General features: G+C 28.0%; 20 protein-coding genes and 1 riboswitch. All 20 genes read left to right on the top strand.

The genetic code is table 11. The features are described 5' to 3' along the window. The first annotated feature begins 125 nt into the window (after positions 1-125). The 20 genes from ACH36K_RS17735 to ACH36K_RS17640 all read left to right on the top strand — a co-directional run bounded on the left by ACH36K_RS17735 (position 126) and on the right by ACH36K_RS17640 (position 21,174). The gene (locus ACH36K_RS17735; RefSeq protein ID WP_322390298.1) at positions 126-359 is read left to right on the top strand and encodes a hypothetical protein; all 234 of its coding nucleotides are present in this window, start codon (positions 126-128) and stop codon (positions 357-359) included. A 50-nt stretch (positions 360-409) separates the two neighbouring features. After that, a complete protein-coding gene (locus ACH36K_RS17730) occupies positions 410-1,816 on the top strand; it encodes a GH1 family beta-glucosidase (RefSeq protein WP_411168912.1) in 1,407 nt (468 codons plus the stop codon). A 126-nt stretch (positions 1,817-1,942) separates the two neighbouring features. Then, a complete protein-coding gene (locus tag ACH36K_RS17725; protein ID WP_411168911.1) occupies positions 1,943-2,836 on the top strand; it encodes an ROK family protein in 894 nt (297 codons plus the stop codon). Between the two features lie 87 nt (positions 2,837-2,923). Next, on the top strand, positions 2,924-3,655 hold the full coding sequence (locus ACH36K_RS17720; protein ID WP_411168910.1) for a MurR/RpiR family transcriptional regulator: 732 nt from the start codon (positions 2,924-2,926) through the stop codon (positions 3,653-3,655). A gap of 262 nt (positions 3,656-3,917) precedes the next feature. Beyond that, entirely contained in the window at positions 3,918-5,357 is a 1,440-nt protein-coding gene (locus ACH36K_RS17715; protein ID WP_411168909.1) for a glycoside hydrolase family 1 protein, read from the top strand. A gap of 36 nt (positions 5,358-5,393) precedes the next feature. Beyond that, positions 5,394-5,699, top strand: coding sequence for a PTS sugar transporter subunit IIB (locus ACH36K_RS17710; RefSeq protein WP_322459296.1), 306 nt, complete (start codon positions 5,394-5,396; stop codon positions 5,697-5,699). 46 nt (positions 5,700-5,745) lie between these two features. After that, positions 5,746-7,083, top strand: a complete 1,338-nt coding sequence (locus ACH36K_RS17705; RefSeq protein WP_411168908.1) for a PTS sugar transporter subunit IIC — start codon at positions 5,746-5,748, stop codon at positions 7,081-7,083. Between the two features lie 292 nt (positions 7,084-7,375). Beyond that, positions 7,376-7,924 carry a phosphatase PAP2 family protein gene (locus ACH36K_RS17700; RefSeq protein WP_411168907.1) on the top strand — a complete coding sequence of 183 codons (549 nt, stop codon included), beginning with the start codon at positions 7,376-7,378 and terminating at the stop codon, positions 7,922-7,924. Between the two features lie 239 nt (positions 7,925-8,163). Continuing rightward, complete coding sequence (locus ACH36K_RS17695) at positions 8,164-9,111, top strand: PucR family transcriptional regulator (protein WP_411168906.1); 948 nt, start codon at positions 8,164-8,166, stop codon at positions 9,109-9,111. Positions 9,112-9,230: 119 nt separating this feature from the next. Beyond that, positions 9,231-10,439 carry an extracellular solute-binding protein gene (locus tag ACH36K_RS17690; protein ID WP_411168905.1) on the top strand — a complete coding sequence of 403 codons (1,209 nt, stop codon included), beginning with the start codon at positions 9,231-9,233 and terminating at the stop codon, positions 10,437-10,439. 64 nt (positions 10,440-10,503) lie between these two features. Beyond that, positions 10,504-11,421, top strand: coding sequence for an ABC transporter permease subunit (locus ACH36K_RS17685; protein ID WP_411168904.1), 918 nt, complete (start codon positions 10,504-10,506; stop codon positions 11,419-11,421). Between the two features lies 1 nt (position 11,422). After that, complete coding sequence (locus tag ACH36K_RS17680) at positions 11,423-12,316, top strand: sugar ABC transporter permease (RefSeq protein ID WP_411168903.1); 894 nt, start codon at positions 11,423-11,425, stop codon at positions 12,314-12,316. 93 nt (positions 12,317-12,409) lie between these two features. Beyond that, positions 12,410-13,429: a LacI family DNA-binding transcriptional regulator gene (locus ACH36K_RS17675; RefSeq protein ID WP_411170727.1), complete on the top strand. Its 1,020-nt coding sequence runs from the start codon at positions 12,410-12,412 to the stop codon at positions 13,427-13,429. 207 nt (positions 13,430-13,636) lie between these two features. After that, entirely contained in the window at positions 13,637-15,112 is a 1,476-nt protein-coding gene (gene malQ / locus ACH36K_RS17670) for a 4-alpha-glucanotransferase (RefSeq protein ID WP_411168902.1), read from the top strand. Between the two features lie 121 nt (positions 15,113-15,233). Then, complete coding sequence (locus ACH36K_RS17665) at positions 15,234-15,521, top strand: DUF503 domain-containing protein (protein WP_411168901.1); 288 nt, start codon at positions 15,234-15,236, stop codon at positions 15,519-15,521. A 93-nt stretch (positions 15,522-15,614) separates the two neighbouring features. Continuing rightward, positions 15,615-15,762: riboswitch (SAM riboswitch) on the top strand. A 95-nt stretch (positions 15,763-15,857) separates the two neighbouring features. After that, positions 15,858-16,895: a methionine ABC transporter ATP-binding protein gene (locus ACH36K_RS17660; RefSeq protein WP_411168900.1), complete on the top strand. Its 1,038-nt coding sequence runs from the start codon at positions 15,858-15,860 to the stop codon at positions 16,893-16,895. Further along, positions 16,895-17,530: a methionine ABC transporter permease gene (locus ACH36K_RS17655; RefSeq protein WP_411168899.1), complete on the top strand. Its 636-nt coding sequence runs from the start codon at positions 16,895-16,897 to the stop codon at positions 17,528-17,530. Before ACH36K_RS17660 ends, ACH36K_RS17655 begins: the two co-directional genes overlap by 1 nt. A 137-nt stretch (positions 17,531-17,667) precedes the next feature. Beyond that, positions 17,668-18,495: a MetQ/NlpA family ABC transporter substrate-binding protein gene (locus ACH36K_RS17650; protein ID WP_411168898.1), complete on the top strand. Its 828-nt coding sequence runs from the start codon at positions 17,668-17,670 to the stop codon at positions 18,493-18,495. A 189-nt stretch (positions 18,496-18,684) separates the two neighbouring features. Next, complete coding sequence (locus tag ACH36K_RS17645; protein WP_411168897.1) at positions 18,685-19,884, top strand: alanyl-tRNA editing protein; 1,200 nt, start codon at positions 18,685-18,687, stop codon at positions 19,882-19,884. 516 nt (positions 19,885-20,400) lie between these two features. After that, complete coding sequence (locus tag ACH36K_RS17640; RefSeq protein ID WP_411168896.1) at positions 20,401-21,174, top strand: Na-translocating system protein MpsC family protein; 774 nt, start codon at positions 20,401-20,403, stop codon at positions 21,172-21,174. Positions 21,175-21,628: the final 454 nt, after the last annotated feature.

Genomic DNA, 21,628 nt, shown 5'->3' with positions numbered 1-21,628 from the left:
ATAAAACAAATTATAAAAAATGATATTTGTTTTATTAATTTATAAAAATAGGTTTTAAATAAAAAAATATTATAAAATTATATTAGGTAAACTAACAAAAATTAATTGATATAGGGGGATTGTTTATGTATAAAGTAGAAATAAATGGAGTTCAAATGAAATTTATAAGAGAATTCTTTGACAATTATGAAGATAACAAGGTTAAGCTTATAGTAAACGATGATAGCAATAGAATAAAAATAGTTTATTCAGCAGAAACAAGCTTAACAGCTAATGAGTTAGAGGCTTACTTAAAATCAGAGTTTAAGACTAAGTCAAAATATGGAACAACACTTTATTACACACTTAATGTTAAGTAACATATTAAAATAGAAAATAAGCTTATTTTTATAAATTGGAGGAAAAATAAATGAAGTTTTCAAATGATTTTTTATTTGGAGCAGCATCTGCATCATATCAAATAGAAGGGGCTTGGAATGAGGATGGAAAGGGGCTATCCAATTGGGATGTGTTTTCTAAAATTCCAGGAAAAACTTTTGAAGGTACTAATGGTGATATAGCAATAGATCATTATCATAGATATAAAGAGGATATAAAACTAATGGCAGAAATGGGATTAGAATCTTATAGATTTTCAATTTCATGGCCTAGAATAATACCAAATGGAATAGGAGAAGTAAATCAAAAAGGGATAGAATTTTATAATAATATAATAGATGAATGTTTAAAATATGGGATAGTTCCTTTTGCAACTTTATATCATTGGGATTTGCCACAAGTATTAGAAGAAAAAGGTGGGTGGACAAATAAAGAAACAATTGAATCTTTTGTAAAGTATTCTGAAATTTGTTATAAAGCTTTTGGTGATAGGGTTAAGCATTGGATTACATTTAACGAAATAGTAGTATTTTGTGGATTAGGATATTTGGCAGGGGCACATCCTCCAGCTATAGTAGGGGATATTAATAAGTATTTCCAAGCTACTCACAATGTATTTTTAGCTCATGCAAAATCAGTTGAATTGTACAAAACATTAAAGCAATATGGAGAAATAGGAATTACACATGTATTCTCACCAGCCTTTAGTATAGATGATAAGGAAGAAAATTTATTAGCTGCAGAGCATGCAAATAAAGTAGATATGCATTGGTATTATGATCCAATATTAAAAGGTGAATATCCTAAGTATGTTGTAGATCTTATTAGTAAAAAAGGTATTACTATTGATTGGACCAGTGAAGAATTAGAAATAATAAAAAGAGCAGCAGATAAAAATAATTTTATTGGACTAAATTATTATCAACCTCAAAGAGTAATGAAAAATAATATAGATGAACAGGTTGAAAGAAGTAGGGAAAATTCAACAGGAGCGCCTGGAAATCCGTCTTTCGATGGATTTTATAGAACAGTTAAAATGGATGATAAGCAGTACACTAAATGGGGATGGGAAATATCTCCTGAAGCATTTTTAGATGGATTAAGAATGTTAAAAGAAAGATATGGAGATGTGAAGATATATATAACAGAAAATGGATTAGGAGATGAAGATCCTATTATAGAAGGTCAAGTAGTGGATATACCTAGAATTAAGTTTATAGAAACACATTTAAGAGCTGTTAAAAGTGCAATTAAAGAGGGAATAAACTTAAAAGGCTACTATGCATGGTCTGCTATAGATTTGTTAAGTTGGTTAAATGGATTTAAAAAACAATATGGATTTATATATGTTGACCATAAAAATAATTTAAATAGAAAGAAAAAAGCCTCTTTCTACTGGTACAAAAACGTAATAGAGACAAGAGGAGAAGATATTTAGATATAAAATTTAAATATACTTACATTGGCTGAAGTCTTTATTAATATAGATTTCAGCCTTTTATAAATATCTATTTAATAGTATAAAAATTTGTTTATATCAAGTTGGTAAGAAGGGTGGAGTAATATGAGTAAATATTTAGGAATTGATATAGGTGGAACGTTTATAAAGTATGCCATTGTTGATGATAACTATAAAATATTAAAGAAGTGGAAAGTTGAATCTATTAAATTTGATACAAAAGACAAATTTTATGATTATATGTGCCAAAATATCAGCGAATTAGAAATGATAGAAAGCATTGGAGTTAGTGCACCAGGGCTTATAGATGAATATGGAAATGTAAAATCAGATGCTGCTCCAAATGTAAAAATAATGCGTAATTCAAATATTAACGAAGAAATATCAAAAAGAACAGGTAAAAGAGTACTTTCTATAAATGATGCAAAATCAGCAGGGCTTTGTGAACTCAAAATTGGAAATGCAATGGGTAAAAAAAGTTCAGCTTTTCTAATAATAGGTACAGGCACTGGGGGATGCATTTGTGATGAAAATGGTGTTATATATGGAAATGATAGCTTTGCAGGTGAGTTTCATCATTTAACTTATTTTGATAATTTAAATAAAAGGTTTAATAAAATGGGAGATACTGCATCAATAGTTGGATTAATAAATATATATAATGAAAAGGTAAATGAAAGTGATAAAGCTTTATATGGCAGAGATATTATTTTAAAATATCTAAATAAAGAGAAATTAGCTATAGAAAGTATAGAGCAATGGATAAATAATATAGTTGCACAATTAGTGACAATAACAGCATTTTATAACCCTGAAACCATATATATAGGCGGAGGAATATCAGATGAAGAGTGGCTGATTAATATTATTAATACTAAATATAAAGAAGTGTGCAATAAGAATTTAGGAGAGTATATTAAAACGAAAATAGATAGATGCAAATATAATAACGATGCTAATATACTTGGTGCCATAATAAATGTAAAATGTAATGCTTAAATGAACTTTTATATTGTTAATAGGAATTTTAAGTGGTATAGATATAACTATGTACATTATTTTTAATTTAAGAAAAGGGGATTAGTAATGTTTAGTTATAATAAAATACAAAGTTTGAATGAATTGGAATTATCACTCTATAACTATATAATGAAAAATAGTGAAAAAGTAATTTACATGAGGATAAGAGAATTAGCAAATGAAGCTCACGTATCTACTACAACTATATTAAGATTTTGTAAAAAACTAGATTGTGAGGGCTTTTCTGAATTTAAATTAAAATTCAAAATGTATATAGAAGAAGGTGGAGGAAAGGAATTAACAGATAACACTTCAATGATAATTGACTTTTTAAAAAAAGCACAAACTAAAGACTATAGAGAAAAAATAGATATGGTTTGTGATGAATTAAATGAAGCAAGTACTATAATATTTGTTGGAATAGGCTTTTCAGGAATACTTTCTAAGTATTCAGCAAGGTATATTTCTGCTATAGGAAGAAATGCAATATATATTGATGATCCATTTTATCCGATTAATTTCAAATACACAGAGAATTATGTAACGATTGCCTTTTCTGTTTCGGGAGAAACACCAACTGTAATAGATCATATAAATGGCTTAAAGAGAAAAGGTAGCAAAATCATAAGTATAACTAATAATGAAGATTCAACTTTAGCAAAGATATCTGATATAAATATTGGATATTATGTGCAACAAGAGAAAACAGAAGAAAACGATATTACCACTCAAATTCCTGCATTATATATCATTGAAACTATAGGAAGAAAATTATATAGAAATTATAAGGGTAGATGATTTTTCATCTACCTATTATTTTTTGATAACAATATGTATTTTATAAGATTTTTAAATTTATAGTATTTAATTAAATTATATTATTTTAATTAATACGAGCAGAGAAATAATATAAGAAATATGTTTTGAAGGAAACAATTTGTTACATAAATGTAACAAGTTATAAAGAGTTGAGGTATGTTTTTTTAAGTTTTGAAAATGATTACAAGGGTATTTTTATAAGTTATAATATGAACATCAAGGGAGAAAGGAGGAGGTAATCTTGATTTATGAAAAACTCGATAAATTTAAAGATGGGTTCTTATGGGGAAGCGCTTCTGCAGCATATCAAGTTGAAGGATCTTATGATATTGACGGAAAAGGCTTGAGTATTTGGGATAAATTCACTGAGATACCAGGCACAACTTACAAAGGAACTAATGGAAAAGTAGCAGTAGATCACTATCATAGATACAAAGAAGATATAGAATTGATGAAGGAGATGGGATTAAAAGCCTACAGATTTTCAATAGCATGGAGTAGAATTTATCCGAAAGGAAGAGGAGAGGTAAATGAAAAAGGTCTAGAGTTTTATGATAAGTTAATAGATGAACTTATTGCTAATGAAATAAAACCAATTATAACTATATATCATTGGGATCTACCACAACACCTTCAAGAGTTATATGGAGGTTGGGAATCTAGAGAGATAATAGGGGATTTTAATAATTATTGTATAACTCTCTATAAAAGATATGGTGAAAAAGTTAAATACTGGATAACTTTAAATGAACAGAATGTATTTATACTTTTAGGATATAAAATTGGAATACATCCTCCTAAGGTACAGGATGATAAAAGGATGCTTAAAGCGAATCACATTGCAAGTTTAGCTAATGCGAAGGCAATAGAATCATTTAGACAATATGTATCAAATGGAATGATAGGACCAAGCTTTGCTTTTACTCCTAATTATGCTTATACATGCAAACCAGAGGACGCTTTAGCTAGAGAAAACGCTGAAGATATGAATTGTCATTGGTGGTTAGATGTATATTGTTTTGGAAACTATCCAGCATTTGCATTAAGTAGATATGAAAAACAAGGGATAGCGCCAGAGATTGAGGATGGAGATTTAGAACTTTTAGAGAGAGGAAAACCTGATTTTATAGGGATAAATTATTATAGAAGTGAAACGGTTGAGGCAAATGCGATAGGTGGACTTAATAATTTTGAAGAAATAAATACATCAGGTAAGAAGGGAACTGCTAAAGATTACGGAATACCTGGTAGCTTTAAGAGTATAAAAAATCCTTATTTAGAGAGAACGAATTGGGATTGGGAAATAGATCCTACAGGACTTAGGATTGGCATTAGAAGGATAAATAGCCGATATAGACTACCTATATTAGTTACAGAAAATGGACTTGGAGAATTTGATAAGCTTGAAGATGGGGACATAATAAATGATGAATATAGAATAGATTTCATAAGAAATCATATTAAAGCTTGTAAAGAAGCAATAACTGATGGAGTAGAATTATTAGGATATTGTACATGGTCCTTTACAGATTTATTAAGTTGGCTTAATGGATATCAAAAAAGATATGGATTTGTTTATATAAATAGAAATGAAAACGATGAAAAAGATTTAAGGCGTATAAAAAAGAGAAGTTTTTATTGGTATAAAAATGTTATAAGAACTAATGGAGAAGAGCTTTAATTATATTTTTAAGAATAAATTTTAGGAGGGATTATAATGAAAAATATTTTATTAGTATGTGCAGCAGGAATGTCAACAAGTCTTTTAGTAAATAAAATGAAAGGTGCAGCAAAAGAAAAAGGAATAGAAATAAATATTGAAGCTCTACCAGTTTCAGAATGCTCAAGAGTTATAGATAAGGTAGATATAGTGTTATTAGGACCACAAGTAAGGTTCCAAAAACCACAAGTAGATGCATTAGTTAAAGGAAGAATACCTGTAGAAGTAATAGATATGAGACTATACGGAACTATGAATGGTAAAGCAATTCTAGAAAATGTATTAAAAACACTTGGTTTATAATCAAGATTTTAATAAATAAGTAATATTTATGAGGGGGAATAAATATATGAGCATTATGACGAGATTTGAAAATGGCATAGAAAGATTACTTGTACCTGTAGCAACAAAATTAAATTCACAAAGACATATTTGTGCAATTAGAGACGCATTTATCCTAACATTTCCATTAACAATGGCTGGGTCATTAATGGTATTATTAAACTTTGTTTTATTATCACCAGATGGATTTATAGCTAAATTATTAAAATTAGGCACTTTAATACCTAATTTAGCAGATTATCAAGCAATATTTGCACCTGTATTAAAAGGATCTTTGGATATTTTAGCAATTTTAATAGTGTTTTTAATAGCAAGAAACCTTGCAAGAACCTTAGGTGCAGACGACTTATTAACTGGACTTACTGCTGTTTCAGTTTTCTTTATTATATATCCAGCAGGTAAAGATGGGGCAATTTCAACTCAATATATGGGACCTCAAGGATTATTCGTTGCAATAATTGTTGGCTTATTAGTTGGAGAAATATTATCAAGACTTTCTAAAAGTCCAAAGCTTGAGATAAAAATGCCTGAACAAGTACCACCAGCAGTTGCAAGAACTTTTAAAATATTATTTCCAATAATAATAGTAACAATTAGTTTTTCAGTTGCAAATTTCTTGTTATTAAAGGTTACTGATGGTGGTGGAATTCATACATTAGTTTATAATGTATTACAAAAACCATTAACTAAATTAGGAACAAGTGTATTCTCAGTTATTGTATTTGCAGTAGTATCTAACTTGTTATGGATAATGGGAATACATGGACCAAATACAGTTGCAGCTGTAAGAGATACTATGTTTGCTGAAGCTAATGCAGCTAATTTAGCTTATGTACAAGCTAATGGGAGTGCATGGGGAGCACCTTTTCCAACGACTTGGGCATTAAATGATGCCTTTGCAAATTATGGTGGATCAGGAATGACATTAGGGTTAATAATAGCAATATTTATTTTCTCAAGAATGAAAGATCAAAAAGATATAGCAAAACTATCAATTGCACCTGGATTGTTTAATATTAATGAATCAGTAATATTTGGCTTACCAATAGTATTAAACCCAATATTTATAATTCCATTTCTACTTGTACCAGTAGTAAATATTTTAATTGGTTATGGAGCGATTATGTTAGAAATAATCCCACCAGTAGCATATGGAGTACCTTGGACTACTCCAGGACCATTAATTCCATTTTTAGGAACGGGAGCGAATTTTATGGGACTTGTTGTGGGATTAGTTTGCTTAGCTGTTAGTGTTCTTATATATGCACCATTTGTTATTGCATCTAATAAGGCAGCTGCAAAAATGCAAGGAACTCAGGAGTATTCAGATCCAGAAAGTATGTAATAAAAAATAATGCATTCAGAAGACCAATTAATTAGTGCAGAAACTATAAAAGATATAGCGGTAGAACTTGTAGAAATGAGCATAATATTTAAAAAGAATTAAATATAAATCTTAAATAATAGAGGTAGTATCAGCAAAAAACTGGTACTACCTCTAGATTTTTTCTTAATAACTATGAGATAATACTATAGTAATTATATAATAAAATAAAAATGTATATAATTAAGGAATAATAAATCAAAATAAAGAATAAATAACAAATATATTATGTAAAATTTTTAGTGGAGGAAATATGGTATTAGATATAAGTAGCATAGATATAAATGTTTTAAGGTTTATAAGTGATAATCTATCAAGTCAAATTATGGATAAAATAATGAGTTTTATAACAGCATTAGGAAATGGTGGGCTTATATGGATAATCATAGGGGTAATCTTATTATTTAGTAATAAGTATAGAAAAATAGGAATCACAATGTTAGTAGCCCTTTTGATAACAAGTTTATTTGGAGAGGTAATTATAAAAAATATAGTAAAAAGACCAAGACCTTTTATTACATTTCCTAATATAAAAATTATGATAAAGGAACCACTATCATATTCATTTCCATCAGGACATACAGCGTCTTCATTTGCAGCAGCAGTTGTACTTAGTCATTATATAAAGAAATGGAAATATCTATTTTACTCATTAGCATCACTTATTGCATTTTCTAGATTATATCTTTTGGTCCATTATCCTTCTGATGTGTTAGGAGGAATAATATTAGGAGTTGTATGTAGCTTAATTACTATTAAAATAATTGATAATATTAAATTAGAAAGGCTGTCCAATGAGTGATGGCCTTTTAAAATTATTAATAAATAAGCCTTAAGTATGCTTTTCGTAAAAAAGTACAAAAAAAATGTTAGTAATTGTGATAAAATACTATTGAATAAAAACGTTTTCACAAGTATAATTTAAATATAAGATAAAGGAAATATATAAAATAAGAGTTTTAATTTTTAGTTTTTTGGAAACGTTACCTGTTTCATGAATGTTATGAAAATGTTAAAATTTTTATCCGGTGGGTGAAACTTATGTATGAGTTAGAAAACTCTTTTCAAAAAATAAGTGAAGAAATTCAAATTCCCTTCAAAATAAGTAAGAAAGATGGATCTGTAATAGCTGATTTTATGCAAAGAAAAAATTGTAAAGTTATTAGTAGTATTTTAAAAATCTCAACTGAAGAATTGCTATTAGAAACATACGATAATTATAGTAATTGTATAAGTTTGTTGAAATACTGTTTAGAACAACAGCTAAGCAATGTAGTCAAATCAAAAGAAGAAATAATAGCAGATATAATAAAGGGAAAAGAATTTTCCAACGATGTTCTACAAGAAGTTATTAAGGATAAGCCCTTTAAATTAATACTTATTTATTTGAGGGACAAGCACTTTAAAGCTCTAAAATTAATAGAAAAAAATTATTTAAGAAACGAGAGTATAATTGTATATCATGATGAATATATTCTTATAGTAAGCAAAAATGATATTAGTAAGGAAAAAATTAAAGAATTATACATTGAATTAAAAAAGAATGTAACAGAAGAATGTTGTATAAGTTATTGTAAGATAAATGAATACAATGAATTTAAGGATAAATTTGAATATCTTAAGGAAAATTTAGAAGTATGTCTAAAGTATAATTTACCATCGGAAATATATACAGAAAATTCATTATTATTAGAAAAAATTATAAAAAATGTAGATGAAAAAGAGATTAACAGAGTATATAAGCAATATAATGAGGTTTTTTCTAAATTGGATGATGGTTTAATAAAAACTATAGAGATATTTTTCAGTGAAGGTCTAAAGATAAGCGAGTCTGCAGATAAATTATATATTCATAGGAACACTTTATTTTATAGAATTGATAAAATAAAAAAAATAGTTAATTATGATATATCTAATTTTAATGAAGCAATAGAATTTAAAATATTATTTTTACTTTGGAAAGAAGCAAGATTTAAGAATAAAGTTTAAAGTTTTGTGGAAACGGTACCGGTAAGGTTACCTATAAATAATATCATTAATTAAGTTAATAAGCCTAAAAAGGTTTATAAATATAAGAGTCTAAAATTAGATTTTGGGAGGAATTTATTATGGTAAAACGTTCAAAATTGTTAGCAGTTTTAATTGCTGGTGTAATTGCAACAACTTCTTTAGTAGGTTGTGGTGGAAAGAGTGGTACAACAGGAAATAAAGATGGAGAAAAGAAAACATTAACAGTTTGGTCACACTTCACAGCTAACGAAGTTAAAGAATTTGAAAAAGTAGCTAAGTCTTGGGGAGAAGAAAACAACGTTGAAGTAAATGTTGTTGAAGACCAAGGAAAGTTCCAAGAAATGATCCAAGCTTGCCAAAGTGACAATGGTCCAGACCTTATATTAGGTGTACCACATGATAATTTAGGAACATTCCAGAAGGCAGGAGTTACTGCTGAAGTACCAGCGGGTATGGTTTCTGCTGATAAATATACTTCTCAAGGGATAGTTGATGCTATAACAATAGGTGGAAAACAATATGCTATACCGTTTGCTCAAGAAACAACAGCAATGTTCTATAATAAAGATAAAGTTAAAGAAGTTCCAAAAACAATGGAAGATTTAGTTGCAATGGCAAAAGAAACTGGATTTGAATATGACGTAAATAACTTCTTCTTCTCATATGCATTCTTATCAGCTGGTGGTGGATATGTTTATAAGAATAATAACGGAACATTAGATCCATCAGATATAGGACTTGGAAATGAGGGGTCAGTAGCAGGACTTCAATTTATTTCAGATTTAGTTAACAAGAATAAGTTAATGGCAGCAGATATAACTGGTGACATAGCTAAAGGAGATTTCACATCAGGTAAAGCTGGATTCTACTTCTCAGGTCCATGGGATGTTGCAGGTGCCAAAGAAGCTGGATTAAACTTTGGTGTAATTCCAATGCCAACTTTAAATGGAAAAGTTCCACAAACATTCTTAGGTGTTCAAACTGCATTTGTTAATGAAAATTCAAAGAATAAAGATATAGCTTGGAAACTTATGGAGGAATTTGTTAATAAGGGACAAGATATAGTATATAAAACTGGTAGCAGAATTCCTGTAGCTAAAGGCTATACAGTTGATGATGAATATACAAAAGCATTTATGGAACAAGCAAAAGTTTCTATGCCAATGCCAAATATAGTAGAAGTTCAAGCTATGTGGGAACCAGCAGGAAATAACTTAAAGTTATTAACTTCAGGTCAAATAGATGCTAAAACAGCTGGAAAGAATATAGTTGATCAAGTAAAAGAAGGCATTAAACAAATAAAATAGTAGATGCAGATAAATAGAGATAGGTGATTTACCTATCTCTATATAAAATAAAGGGGGATTTAACATGGGCATGAAGAGTAAAAGTCATAAAGCTTACTATTTCTTAGCACCAGCACTTATTTCAATATGTATATTTACGTTACTTCCAGTATTATCAACAATATACTATGCTTTTACTGATTATACTCAGTTTTCAAAAGGCGAAATTAAATTAGTAGGATTAGCTAATTTTATAGAAGTATTAACCGGACCTTTTAAAGAAACATTTTTACCTGTATTTGCATGGACAATGATTTTTGCTATATTATCAACACTTGGATGCTTTTTCTTAGGATTAATAATAGCATTAGTTTTAAATAATCCTAATATAAAAGAAAGAGGGTTTTATAAAGGAATATTAATTCTTCCTTGGGCTTTACCAGCATCTGTTGCAATTTTATCTTTCCAAGGTTTACTTAATGGAAGCTACGGACAAATAAATAATTTACTAATGCAGTTGCACATAATACAAGAACCTATAAAATGGTTAGCAGATCCTAATTTAGCTAGAATGAGTATAATATTAGTTAATATATGGCTTGGATTTCCGTATATGATGAATGTTTGTTTAGGATCATTATCAGCAATACCAGAAGTTTATTATGAAGCAGCTATGGTAGATGGTGCAAGTAAATGGAAGCAATTCACAAGTATTACATTACCAGCACTAGCTAAAACTGCTTATCCACTAGTTATATCATCTTTTGCATTTAACTTTAATAATTTTGGACAAGCTTTTTTAATAACAAATGGAGGACCTCCAAGATTAACAACACAGTTTGCAGGGTACACAGACATACTAGCATCAGTAAATTATAAACTTTCAATACAATTTGGAAGATTTGATATTGCAGCAACACTTAGTATAATAACATTTATAATAATTGCATCAATTTCATTTATTCAAATGAAAGCGTCTGGCCAGTTTGAGGAGGTTGATTAATATGCAAACAGAGGTAAATTTAAAGAGTATTTCAACAAAACAAAAAAAGGTAAGATATAAAAAGAAATTAAGACCTGATGAAATTAGAACAGCTTGGCTTGGTAGAATTTTTATATGGATAATGATAGCAATAACATTAGTTCCTATAGTAGCTGTAATTTCTTCTTCAATGGCTAAAGGACAAGCGTTTACTCAAACAACTTTCTTTCCAACGGAATGGAGTTTGGAAAATTATAGAAAAGTGTTTGAAAAAACAAACTTCTTATTATGGCTAAAAAATTCACTAATAATTTGTACAATAGTAGCAACAGTTCAATTACTATTATCTGTACCAGCAGCATTTGCTTTTTCAAAATTAAGATTTTGGGGAAGAAAAAATGGATTAATGAGTTTATTAATACTTCAAATGTTCCCAGCAACTATGGCGTTACCAGCAATAATGGGGATAGTTTTCACATTAAATTTAACAAACAAACCATGGGTATTAATATTAATACTAGCAGGTGGAAGTGCTTATAATATATGGCTTTTAAAAGGAGCAGTAGATGGAATTCCAGAGGAGTTAGTTGAAGCTGCTTATATAGATGGTGCATCAACATGGAAGGTATTTACTGTAATAATATTACCATTACTTAGAAATATGTTAATAGTTATATTCTTATTTGCCTTTATAGGAGCTTATAGTGAATTTATGTTTACTTCAGCAATATTAAAAAATGCAGAAGTACAAACTATAGTAACAGGACTTCAAAAGTTCATTAAAGATCAATTTTCTGCAAATTGGACAATGTATTCATCAGCAGCAGTAATGGCGGCTTTACCAATAGTAGTAATATTTATGCTTTTACAAAAATATATAGCATCAGGGCTAGTTTCAGGATCAGTAAAAGAGTAAAAAAGTAATCTTAACTTAAGTGTTATGGTACAAAAAATTGAATAATAATGAAGTTTATATCGAATACTTTATCGAAACTTGGAGGGAGTTATGATAAACATAAGAGATATTGCAAGAATAGCAGGGGTAGGGGTTAGTACAGTATCAAGAGTAATTAATGATCATCCAGATGTAAAGGAACAAACTAGAGAAAGAGTATTAGAAGTAATAAGAGAAAATAATTATATACCGAACAATAGTGCAAGAAATCTTAAAAAAAATAATACAAATAACATTGGGGTCTTAATAAAAGGAGTCTTTAATCCATTCTTTTCAGAAATGTTAGATTATATAAGTAAAAAGATTTCTAAGGCAGGGTATTCAATGATATTAGAGCATCATGATTACTTAAGTGATGATGAAATGAATAACCTAATATCTATGATAAAGGAAAAGAGATTACAGGGTGTGATTTGTTTGGGTGGAAACTTTACAGAAGTAAAAAATGATGATTTTAATGATATTGATGTACCTGTAGTATTAACTTCTATAAATCATAAATATGGAAAAGAGTTTTCAAATTTTTCTTCAGTATCTATAGACAATGAGGAGGCAGCTTATTCTGCTACTAGATATCTAATAGAGTTTGGACATAAGAGCATAGCTATAATGCTAGGTGATGAAAATGACTTTGGAATTGGATATCTAAGAGAAGCTGGTTATTTAAAAGCATTAGATGAAAATAATATTAAGTTCAATGAAGGTTATAGACTTTTAGGACGTTATGATTACAGAGGAGCATACGAAGAAACTAATAGCTTATTAAAATATAATAAAGATATAACAGCTATATTTGCTATATCAGACATAATGGCTGTAGGGTGTGCAAAAGCTATAAAAGATAATGGCTTAGAAGTAGGTAAAGATATTTCAATAATGGGGTTTGATGGGATGGATATTAGTGAATTCTATAATCCTACAATTACAACAGTTGTACAACCTAAAGTAGAGATGGCAAAAATAAGTGTTGATCTATTGTTAGACCTAATAGCAAATAAAACAGATAACAAGCACATAATACTTAATACTGAGCTTGTGCAAAGGGAATCAACTAACTTTAATATGAATAAATAGAAATATTTAGCCAACTCATAATAGTAATATCTTTGATGTTATGAGTTGGTTAATATAAATAATATAGATTTAAAATGAATTATTTAAAACTCTCACGAATATTTATAAAAAATCTCTTATGAAAGTAATAAGTCTATTATCAAATAACCTTCATAAACGTAGTAATTATAATATAGAATAGGCTTTATGAGAAATGAGGTAAAATTTATGGAAAGAAGTAGTGGCATATTAATGCATATTTCATCACTACCAGGAAAATATGGAATAGGGACATTTGGAATGGAAGCCTTTGACTTCGTAGATTTTTTAAAGAAAAGTGGACAAAAATATTGGCAGATACTACCTTTAGGACAAACTAGTTATGGTGATTCACCATATCAATGCTTTTCAGCATTTGCAGGTAATCCATATTTTATAGATTTCGAAATATTAGAAGAAGAGGGGTTATTAGAAGAAGAAGATTATTCTAATTTAGATTATGGATTAGATGAAAATTGTGTAGATTATGCTAAGTTATTTGTAAATAAAAATAAAGTACTAAAAAAAGCATACCATAATTCAAAGAATAAATTTAATAATGATATAGAGGATTTCAAAGAAAAAAATAAGTTTTGGTTAAATGATTATTCTCTATATATGGCTGTGAAAAATCATTTTAACTTAGTTAGTTGGCAAAAGTGGGATGATGATATAAGATTAAGAAAAGATGAAGCCATAAATTATTATAAAAAAATGTTAAAAGATGAAATTGATTATTGGGTATTTGTACAATATATGTTCTTTAAACAATGGCATAGTTTGAAGAAATATGCTAATGAAAATGGAATAAAAATAATAGGAGATATTCCAATATATGTTGCAGAAGATAGTGCAGATATTTGGAGCAATCCTAAGTATTTTAAAGTCGATGAAAATATGATTCCAATAACTGTTGCAGGTTGTCCTCCGGATACTTTTTCAGCTACTGGCCAACTATGGGGAAATCCTATTTATAACTGGGATAATTTAGATAGAGATGGATATGGTTGGTGGATTGATAGAGTTAGAGAAAGTTTTAAATTATATGATGTAGTAAGAATAGACCATTTTAGAGGGTTTGAAGCATATTGGGAAATACCATATGGAAACAAAACAGCAGAATTTGGGCAATGGACAAAAGGGCCTGGAATTAAATTATTTAATGCTATAAAAGATAATCTTGGAGACGTGAATATAATAGCAGAAGATTTGGGAATGATGACAGATGACGTAATAGAGCTTAGAGATAAAACAGGATTTCCTGGAATGAAAATTTTACAGTTTGGATTTGGCGGAGAAGATAGTGTAGACTTACCACATAATTATCCTGTTAATTGTGTGGCTTACACAGGTACACACGATAATGATACAAATTATGGGTGGTATAATTTAACTGGAAGTAAAAATGAAATAGAAAAAGCTAAAAAATATTTAAATTTAACTTATGAGGAAGGAATAGCAAGAGGATTAATAAGAGGAGTTTGGGGAAGTCAAGCTTATTTAGCAATAACCACGATGCAAGATTTTTTAGGATTAGGTAATGAAGCTAGAATGAATTTACCTTCTACATTAGGTGGCAATTGGACTTGGAGAGCTTCAAAAAAAGATTTAAACGATAAATTAGCAGAGGAAATATTTGAATTAACTAGATTATATGGTAGATAATTTAATTAAATTATAAATAAATCCCCGATAAAAGTTATAAATAAAGCTCATGGAGAATATTCTCTATGAGCTTTATTTATAATAATATTAAGGTACATAATATTTAAAGAGGTGATTTAAAATGAGAGTCCTAGTAATGAGTATAAATTTAAGAGCAAGTTGGGTACACTCTTTAAAAGAAAAGAGAATGGTGGTTAGAAGTATAACTCAAAAGTTAAAAAATAAATTCAATATTTCTGTAAGTGAGATAAGCGATCAAGATATTCATCAAAGTATTGTAATTGGAATTTCAGGAATATGTGCAACTAATGCTCAAGTAGATTCTACTATGGAAAATATAATAAATTTTATAGAAGAAAATACAGATGCAGAGCTTATAAAAATAGATAAAGAAGTAATAATGTTTTAAAATTTATAAAAATAAATTTTAAAATGTTGTTGACAAATATAATTAATAATCGTATATTAATATCAATATAAAAATTAAATATTTTGATTACGTTTCTTATCAAGAGTGGTGGAGGGACTGGCCCTGTGAAACCCAGCAACCTGTAATAGGATTATAAGATAAGTCTAATTAATGTTGGACTAAAACTATATTCTATTAAATTTGGTGCTAAATCCTGCAGCTTTAAGCTGATAGATGAGAGAATAAATTAGTATGTGAGTAATTATACGCACTAGAGATTTATTCTCTAGTGCGTTTTTTGTTTTACTTTAAGTTTCTTTAAAGGGGGAATCAATTGTGATAGAAATTAATAACTTAAGTAAAAGCTTTGACAAAGTAGAAGTTATAAAGAATGTTTCGCTTAAGATAGAAGAAGGACAAGTGTATGGAATTATAGGACATAGTGGGGCAGGGAAATCAACTTTATTAAGATGTATAAATGGGCTAGAAAGTTATGAAGATGGATCTCTTACAGTAATGGGTAAAGAGGTTAAAGATTTAAGTGGAATTGAGCTTAGGGAATTTAGAAAAGATCTTGGTATGATATTTCAAGGGTTCAATTTATTAAATAGAAAAAATGTATTTGAAAATGTAGCATTACCACTAGAAGTTTGGGGTTATGAAGAGGAATATAAGGAATACAAAGAAAAATGCAAGAGAAAAGGAGAAAGTTTTTGTAGTTACAAAAAGTTTAGAAAAGAAAAAATATATAATAGAGTAACTGAACTTTTAAAGTTAGTTGGACTTTCAGAAAAAGCAGATGCAAAACCATCTAATTTAAGTGGAGGTCAAAAGCAAAGAGTGGCTATAGCACGAGCTTTAGCATTAGAGCCTAAAATTCTACTTTGTGATGAGGCTACATCAGCATTAGATCCTAAGATTACAAAGGATATATTAGAACTTCTTTCAAAGATAAATAAAGAGTTAGGAATTACAATAGTTATTGTTACCCACCAAATGGAAGTAGTTAAAGAGGTTTGTGAAAAAGTTGCATTAATAGAAGGGGGCATTTTAAAAGTACAAGGCAATTCAGAAGACTTATTCTTAAAACCAGGAGTATCGCTTAAGAAGTTTTTAGGTGAACAGGATGAAGAACTACTACCAGCGATAGGGATAAACATAAAATTATTTTTTCCAAGTACATCATCAGAAAATGCGCTTATCACGAGAATGTCAAGAGAGTTAAATATAGACTTTTCAATAGTTTGGGGCAAATTAGAAAAGTTTAGAGATGATGTACTTGGAAGTTTAGTAATAAACATAGAAGAGGAAGATAAGGAAAGGGTAATAAATTATTTAGAAAAGAAAAATGTAATATTGGAGGTGCTTAGCTAATGTCAGATATATTATTAAAGGCTCTGGGGCAAACAATTATAATGGTATTTTTCTCAACTGTATTTTCAATAATATTAGGATTTGTACCAGCAATAATCTTAATAGTTACAGAGCCAAATGGATTAAAGCCAAATAAGTTTATTTACAAAATATTAGACACTATAATAAATATCCTAAGAAGTTTTCCATTTATAATATTAATGGTGTTTATGGTACCTTTAACTAGGTTAATAGTAGGAAAATCAACAGGAATACAAGGTGCAATAGTCCCTTTAACTATAGCAGCTGCTCCATTTGTAGCAAGAATAATAGAATCTGCCTTAAAAGAAGTAGATCCAGGTGTAGTAGAAGCAGCAAAATCTTTTGGAGCATCAAATACTCAGCTAATATTTAAGGTTATGCTTAAAGAAGCTGTTCCATCAATAATTTCTGGATTAACTTTAACTGTAATTAGTATAATAGGCTATTCAGCTATGGCAGGAAGCGTAGGTGGTGGCGGACTTGGGGATCTTGCCATAAGATATGGTTATCAAAGATATCAGACAGATGTAATGATTGTAACAGTTTTAATTTTAATAATAATTGTACAGGTGTTGCAATCTTTAGGAAATTACTTATATAAAAAACTATCATAATAAAGTTATAAAAATAATTAAAATATAAAAATAAAAGCAATTGATATAGGAGAATAAATTTAATTAAATAAAAATTAAAGAAATTTAAATTGTCTAATTTTAAATGTCAATTGTACATTAAAAAGGGGGCTTTCAATATGAAAAGAAAATCAATATTAACATTATTATTAACAGGGGCTTTAGTAATAAGCTTAGTAGGTTGTGGAAGTAAGGGAAAAGAAACAGGCTCAGCAGCTGAAGATAAAACAATAACAATAGGGGTTACACCGGTTCCTCATAAGGAAATAGTAGAACAAATTGTACCAGATCTTAAAGAAGAGGGGTACACATTAAAAATAGTAGAATTTACAGATTATGTAACGCCAAATACAGCCTTAGCGGAAGGGGAATTAGATGCGAACTATTTTCAACATATTGCATACTTAAATGAGACAAATGAAAGTAAAAAGCTAGATTTGACTTATACAGCAGAAGTTCATTTAGAACCAATAGCAGCATACTCTAAAAAAGTTAAAGGTATAAATGAAATAAAAGATGGGGCTAGAGTTGCAATTCCAAATGATCCATCAAATGAAGCAAGAGCATTAAGACTATTAGAAAAACAAGGACTAATTAAACTTAAAGAAGGCGAATTAGTAACGCCTAAGGACATAACAGAAAATAGTAAAAACTTGAAATTTGATGAATTAGAGGCAGCTCAACTACCAAGAGTATTAGAAGAAGTAGATTTAGCTGTTATAAATGGTAACTATGCTATAGAGGCAGGATTAAATCCATCTAAGGATTCATTAGCAATAGAAGATAAAGATGCAGAAGCAGCAAAGGTTTATAGAAACATATTAGCTGTTAAGAAGGGGAATGAAAATAGTGAAAAAATTAAAGCTTTAACAAAAGCTTTAACATCAGATAAAGTTAAGAAATTTATAGAAGAAAAATATAATGGAACAGTAATTCCAACTTTCTAAATTCCATATTCAACTATTAATGGTTAGGTATTAAAGGGATAAGAGTGAGTAGTAATGTTTTGATAGAACCTTACTACTCACTCTTTAATTTGTATGAAGAATTGATTTAATCCTTTTATGATATAATAGCAAATATATCAAAAGGGATATGTTTTATTGTTGAAGAAAAGAATGGATAGGTGAGATAGTATGGAGAAGTTATATTATAAAAATCAATATATAAAGGAGTTTGAAGCAGAGATTATATCTATAAAAAATACAGATAATAAGTATCATGTAGCGCTAGATAAAACAGCATTTTTTCCAGGAGGTGGAGGTCAATCCTGTGATTTAGGAGAGATAGATGGAAAAACTGTAATTGATGTCTATGAAGAAAAAGGAATAGTTTATCATGTTCTTTCAGAAGAAATTATTAATAAAAGATGTATTAAGGGAAAAATAGATTGGAATAGAAGAGAAGATGGTATGCATCAACATTTTGCTCAGCATGTACTTTCTGGTTGTTTCTTTAAATTATTTAATGCAAATACAGTAAGTGTTCATTTAGGAAGGGAAATTAGCACAGTAGATATTGTTGGTTATTTAAATGAAGATCAAATAAGAAAAGCAGAAGAAATGGCAAATGATATCATAAGGCAAAATATATTAGTTGAATTTATGACACCTGAAGCTAATGAATTAAAAAATCTAAACTTAAGAAGAGATTTACCAAATACTGAAGATGAAATAAGAGTAGTTAAAATAGGAGAGCTTGATATTAATGCTTGCTGTGGAGTACATCCTGCCAAAACATTAGATTTAAGAATGATAAAAATTAAAAAATATGAAAAAAATAAAGGTAACACTAGAATAGAATTTTTATCAGGAGAAAGAGCAATTAAAGATTCTTTGAGTAAAGATAAAATATTAAGAGATATTTGTTTTTATTTAAGTAGTAGTGAAGAAGAAGCATTAAATAGCATAAAAAATTTAAAAAATAATATAGAAGATTTAATAAAAGAAAAAAAGAAAATAGATGAAGAGCTTATGCAATATGAAATGGATGAGCTACTTTTGAATTCTAATAAACATGGAGAAATCATAATTTTAAAGAAAATATATGAAGAAAGAGATATTAATTATGTTAGAAAGCTTCTTAATAAATTAAATGATAAAGATAATGTAATTAGTTTAATTGCAGTTAAAAATCATAATAAGATAAATGTATTATTTGGAGCTTCTAAAAATATGGATTTTGTAAATATGGGTGATTTATTAAAAAAATCAATTAAATTTATAAATGGAAAAGGTGGGGGAAATAGGTTTCTAGCGCAGGGCTCTGGAGATGATATAAATATTGATGAATTTTTAAACCATGCTTATAATGAAATAAAAGAAAAATTAATTTAGTTAAAAAGCTACTTTGAAATATATAAAGATTTCAAAGTAGCTTTTCCTTTTATTAAGGTAGTATCACTATATGCATAGTAAATACTATTAATGTACGTGAGATTATTGGATCATAAGTATTGTATTGAAGAAGAGATATTGCTAAATTAAACTTTCTAGCATTATCATTATTTGATATAATAAAATTAATAATAAATAATCTTTTTAGTGTTATGCTTTTCGAAATTTTATTATCCCAAAGTTGATGTTTTTTTATTTTATTTATTAAAAGTACAAGCTTTTGCCTTAATATTGATGTGTGAAAGTTGAGTTATATAAATTATAATTTTAAATTGCCATTTTCTTTAAACTTATACAATTTATAATAATAATAATGGATATATTTTACTTTTATATTGTTATTATAATTTCAAAGGAAAGTATTTAGATTCTGTCAAATCTATTATATTTTATTATATTTAGAGTTCAATGTTAATATAACTTAGCAAAACTTTAAATTATACTAGGAGGAATGTAATGAATAATTCTAATATATTATCTTCATTAAAAATTTTATATGTTGAGGATGAGCCAATTACAAGAGATTATGTTTCAAGGTATTTGAAACAACAAGCAGGAAAAGTTATATTGGCTGTGGATGGAAATGATGGCATAAAAAAATTCTCTGAATTTGATCCAGATATAATTATAACAGATTTAGCTCTTCCAGATATGAGTGGAATTGAAATGATGTCAAAAATAAGAGAAAATAAAGTTAAATGTCCTGTCATAATAACTTCAGCATTATATGATTCACAAACTATTTTAAAGAGTATAGATTTAAAAATAGATAAATATTTAGTAAAACCAATAGACTTGAATATCCTATTGGAAACATTATTAAGTATTTCAGTTCAATTATTAGAGGAGAATCACGGTGTTCTTATAATAAATGAGGAGTTTATTGTTTCAAAGGAAAACAAAGATAAGTTGGAGCTAGATATAAGGAATATATATTCCAAATATTTAAAAAGTGTCACTGGAAAAGGATCTAAAACGATACAGGTTTTTATAAAAGGAAAAGTAATAGAAATTGTTTCAAAAGAAAATTTAACATTAATTGAAGAAAGTTTACTTAATGCAGGAAGACATAGTAAAGACGTTGAAATTATTAGAAAAGTTATATATGAGAATACGAAATTACTTATTGAAAATGAATTAGAAAAATTAATTGGTAGAAAAGTGGTGATGGATAAAGTCGAAATTTATCCATATGAAAAATACGAAAAAATTAATTTTAATATTAAATAGTAAAAATAGTTAAATACTAATAATATTCAGTATATAAAAGAAGCTGTCACACTAAAAGATACAAACACAATATATTGCTATTTAATAAAATAGCTTATACACTATATTGTAGTTAAATTTCTTTGCGCGACAGCCCCTTTTATAGTCTTTTGGTTTATTTTACTATAACATAAGCATGTTTCTAAAGATTATTTAAAAAAATTAAATAGAATTATATTTAATATTAAATTTTTTTATATAGCAAATTTTAATTATATAATAAATTTTAGAAAAAAGTATTTACAAAATATTATCTCTTTGATATAATCAAAACATAGAATTAAAGTTTAAAATTATAATTTGTATTGCTAAGGAAAAATAGATATATTTTTATAAGCTGTTTTTTTATATAAATTATAATTGAAATTTAAAATTTAATATTTTATGGACTAGCTTTTTAAAACAATTTTGAAGT

It is taken from the genome of Clostridium sp. MB05, from assembly GCF_046581255.1.
Taxonomy (GTDB): Bacteria; Bacillota; Clostridia; order Clostridiales; family Clostridiaceae; genus Clostridium.
Note: the sequence above shows the minus strand (reverse complement) of the source record. Positions and strands in the feature narration are given on the sequence as shown.

Excerpts from the sequence above, each read along its gene's own strand:
- malQ (WP_411168902.1), top strand. The coding sequence starts at position 13,637 with ATGGAAAGAAGTAGTGGCATATTAATGCATATTTCATCACTACCAGGA.
- ACH36K_RS17705 (WP_411168908.1), top strand. The coding sequence starts at position 5,746 with ATGAGCATTATGACGAGATTTGAAAATGGCATAGAAAGATTACTTGTA.
- ACH36K_RS17645 (WP_411168897.1), top strand. The coding sequence starts at position 18,685 with ATGGAGAAGTTATATTATAAAAATCAATATATAAAGGAGTTTGAAGCA.
- ACH36K_RS17655 (WP_411168899.1), top strand. The coding sequence starts at position 16,895 with ATGTCAGATATATTATTAAAGGCTCTGGGGCAAACAATTATAATGGTA.
- ACH36K_RS17725 (WP_411168911.1), top strand. The coding sequence starts at position 1,943 with ATGAGTAAATATTTAGGAATTGATATAGGTGGAACGTTTATAAAGTAT.
- ACH36K_RS17685 (WP_411168904.1), top strand. The coding sequence starts at position 10,504 with ATGGGCATGAAGAGTAAAAGTCATAAAGCTTACTATTTCTTAGCACCA.
- ACH36K_RS17680 (WP_411168903.1), top strand. The coding sequence starts at position 11,423 with ATGCAAACAGAGGTAAATTTAAAGAGTATTTCAACAAAACAAAAAAAG.
- ACH36K_RS17650 (WP_411168898.1), top strand. The coding sequence starts at position 17,668 with ATGAAAAGAAAATCAATATTAACATTATTATTAACAGGGGCTTTAGTA.
- ACH36K_RS17665 (WP_411168901.1), top strand. The coding sequence starts at position 15,234 with ATGAGAGTCCTAGTAATGAGTATAAATTTAAGAGCAAGTTGGGTACAC.
- ACH36K_RS17690 (WP_411168905.1), top strand. The coding sequence starts at position 9,231 with ATGGTAAAACGTTCAAAATTGTTAGCAGTTTTAATTGCTGGTGTAATT.
- ACH36K_RS17720 (WP_411168910.1), top strand. The coding sequence starts at position 2,924 with ATGTTTAGTTATAATAAAATACAAAGTTTGAATGAATTGGAATTATCA.
- ACH36K_RS17710 (WP_322459296.1), top strand. The coding sequence starts at position 5,394 with ATGAAAAATATTTTATTAGTATGTGCAGCAGGAATGTCAACAAGTCTT.
- ACH36K_RS17640 (WP_411168896.1), top strand. The coding sequence starts at position 20,401 with ATGAATAATTCTAATATATTATCTTCATTAAAAATTTTATATGTTGAG.
- ACH36K_RS17700 (WP_411168907.1), top strand. The coding sequence starts at position 7,376 with ATGGTATTAGATATAAGTAGCATAGATATAAATGTTTTAAGGTTTATA.
- ACH36K_RS17735 (WP_322390298.1), top strand. The coding sequence starts at position 126 with ATGTATAAAGTAGAAATAAATGGAGTTCAAATGAAATTTATAAGAGAA.
- ACH36K_RS17730 (WP_411168912.1), top strand. The coding sequence starts at position 410 with ATGAAGTTTTCAAATGATTTTTTATTTGGAGCAGCATCTGCATCATAT.
- ACH36K_RS17695 (WP_411168906.1), top strand. The coding sequence starts at position 8,164 with ATGTATGAGTTAGAAAACTCTTTTCAAAAAATAAGTGAAGAAATTCAA.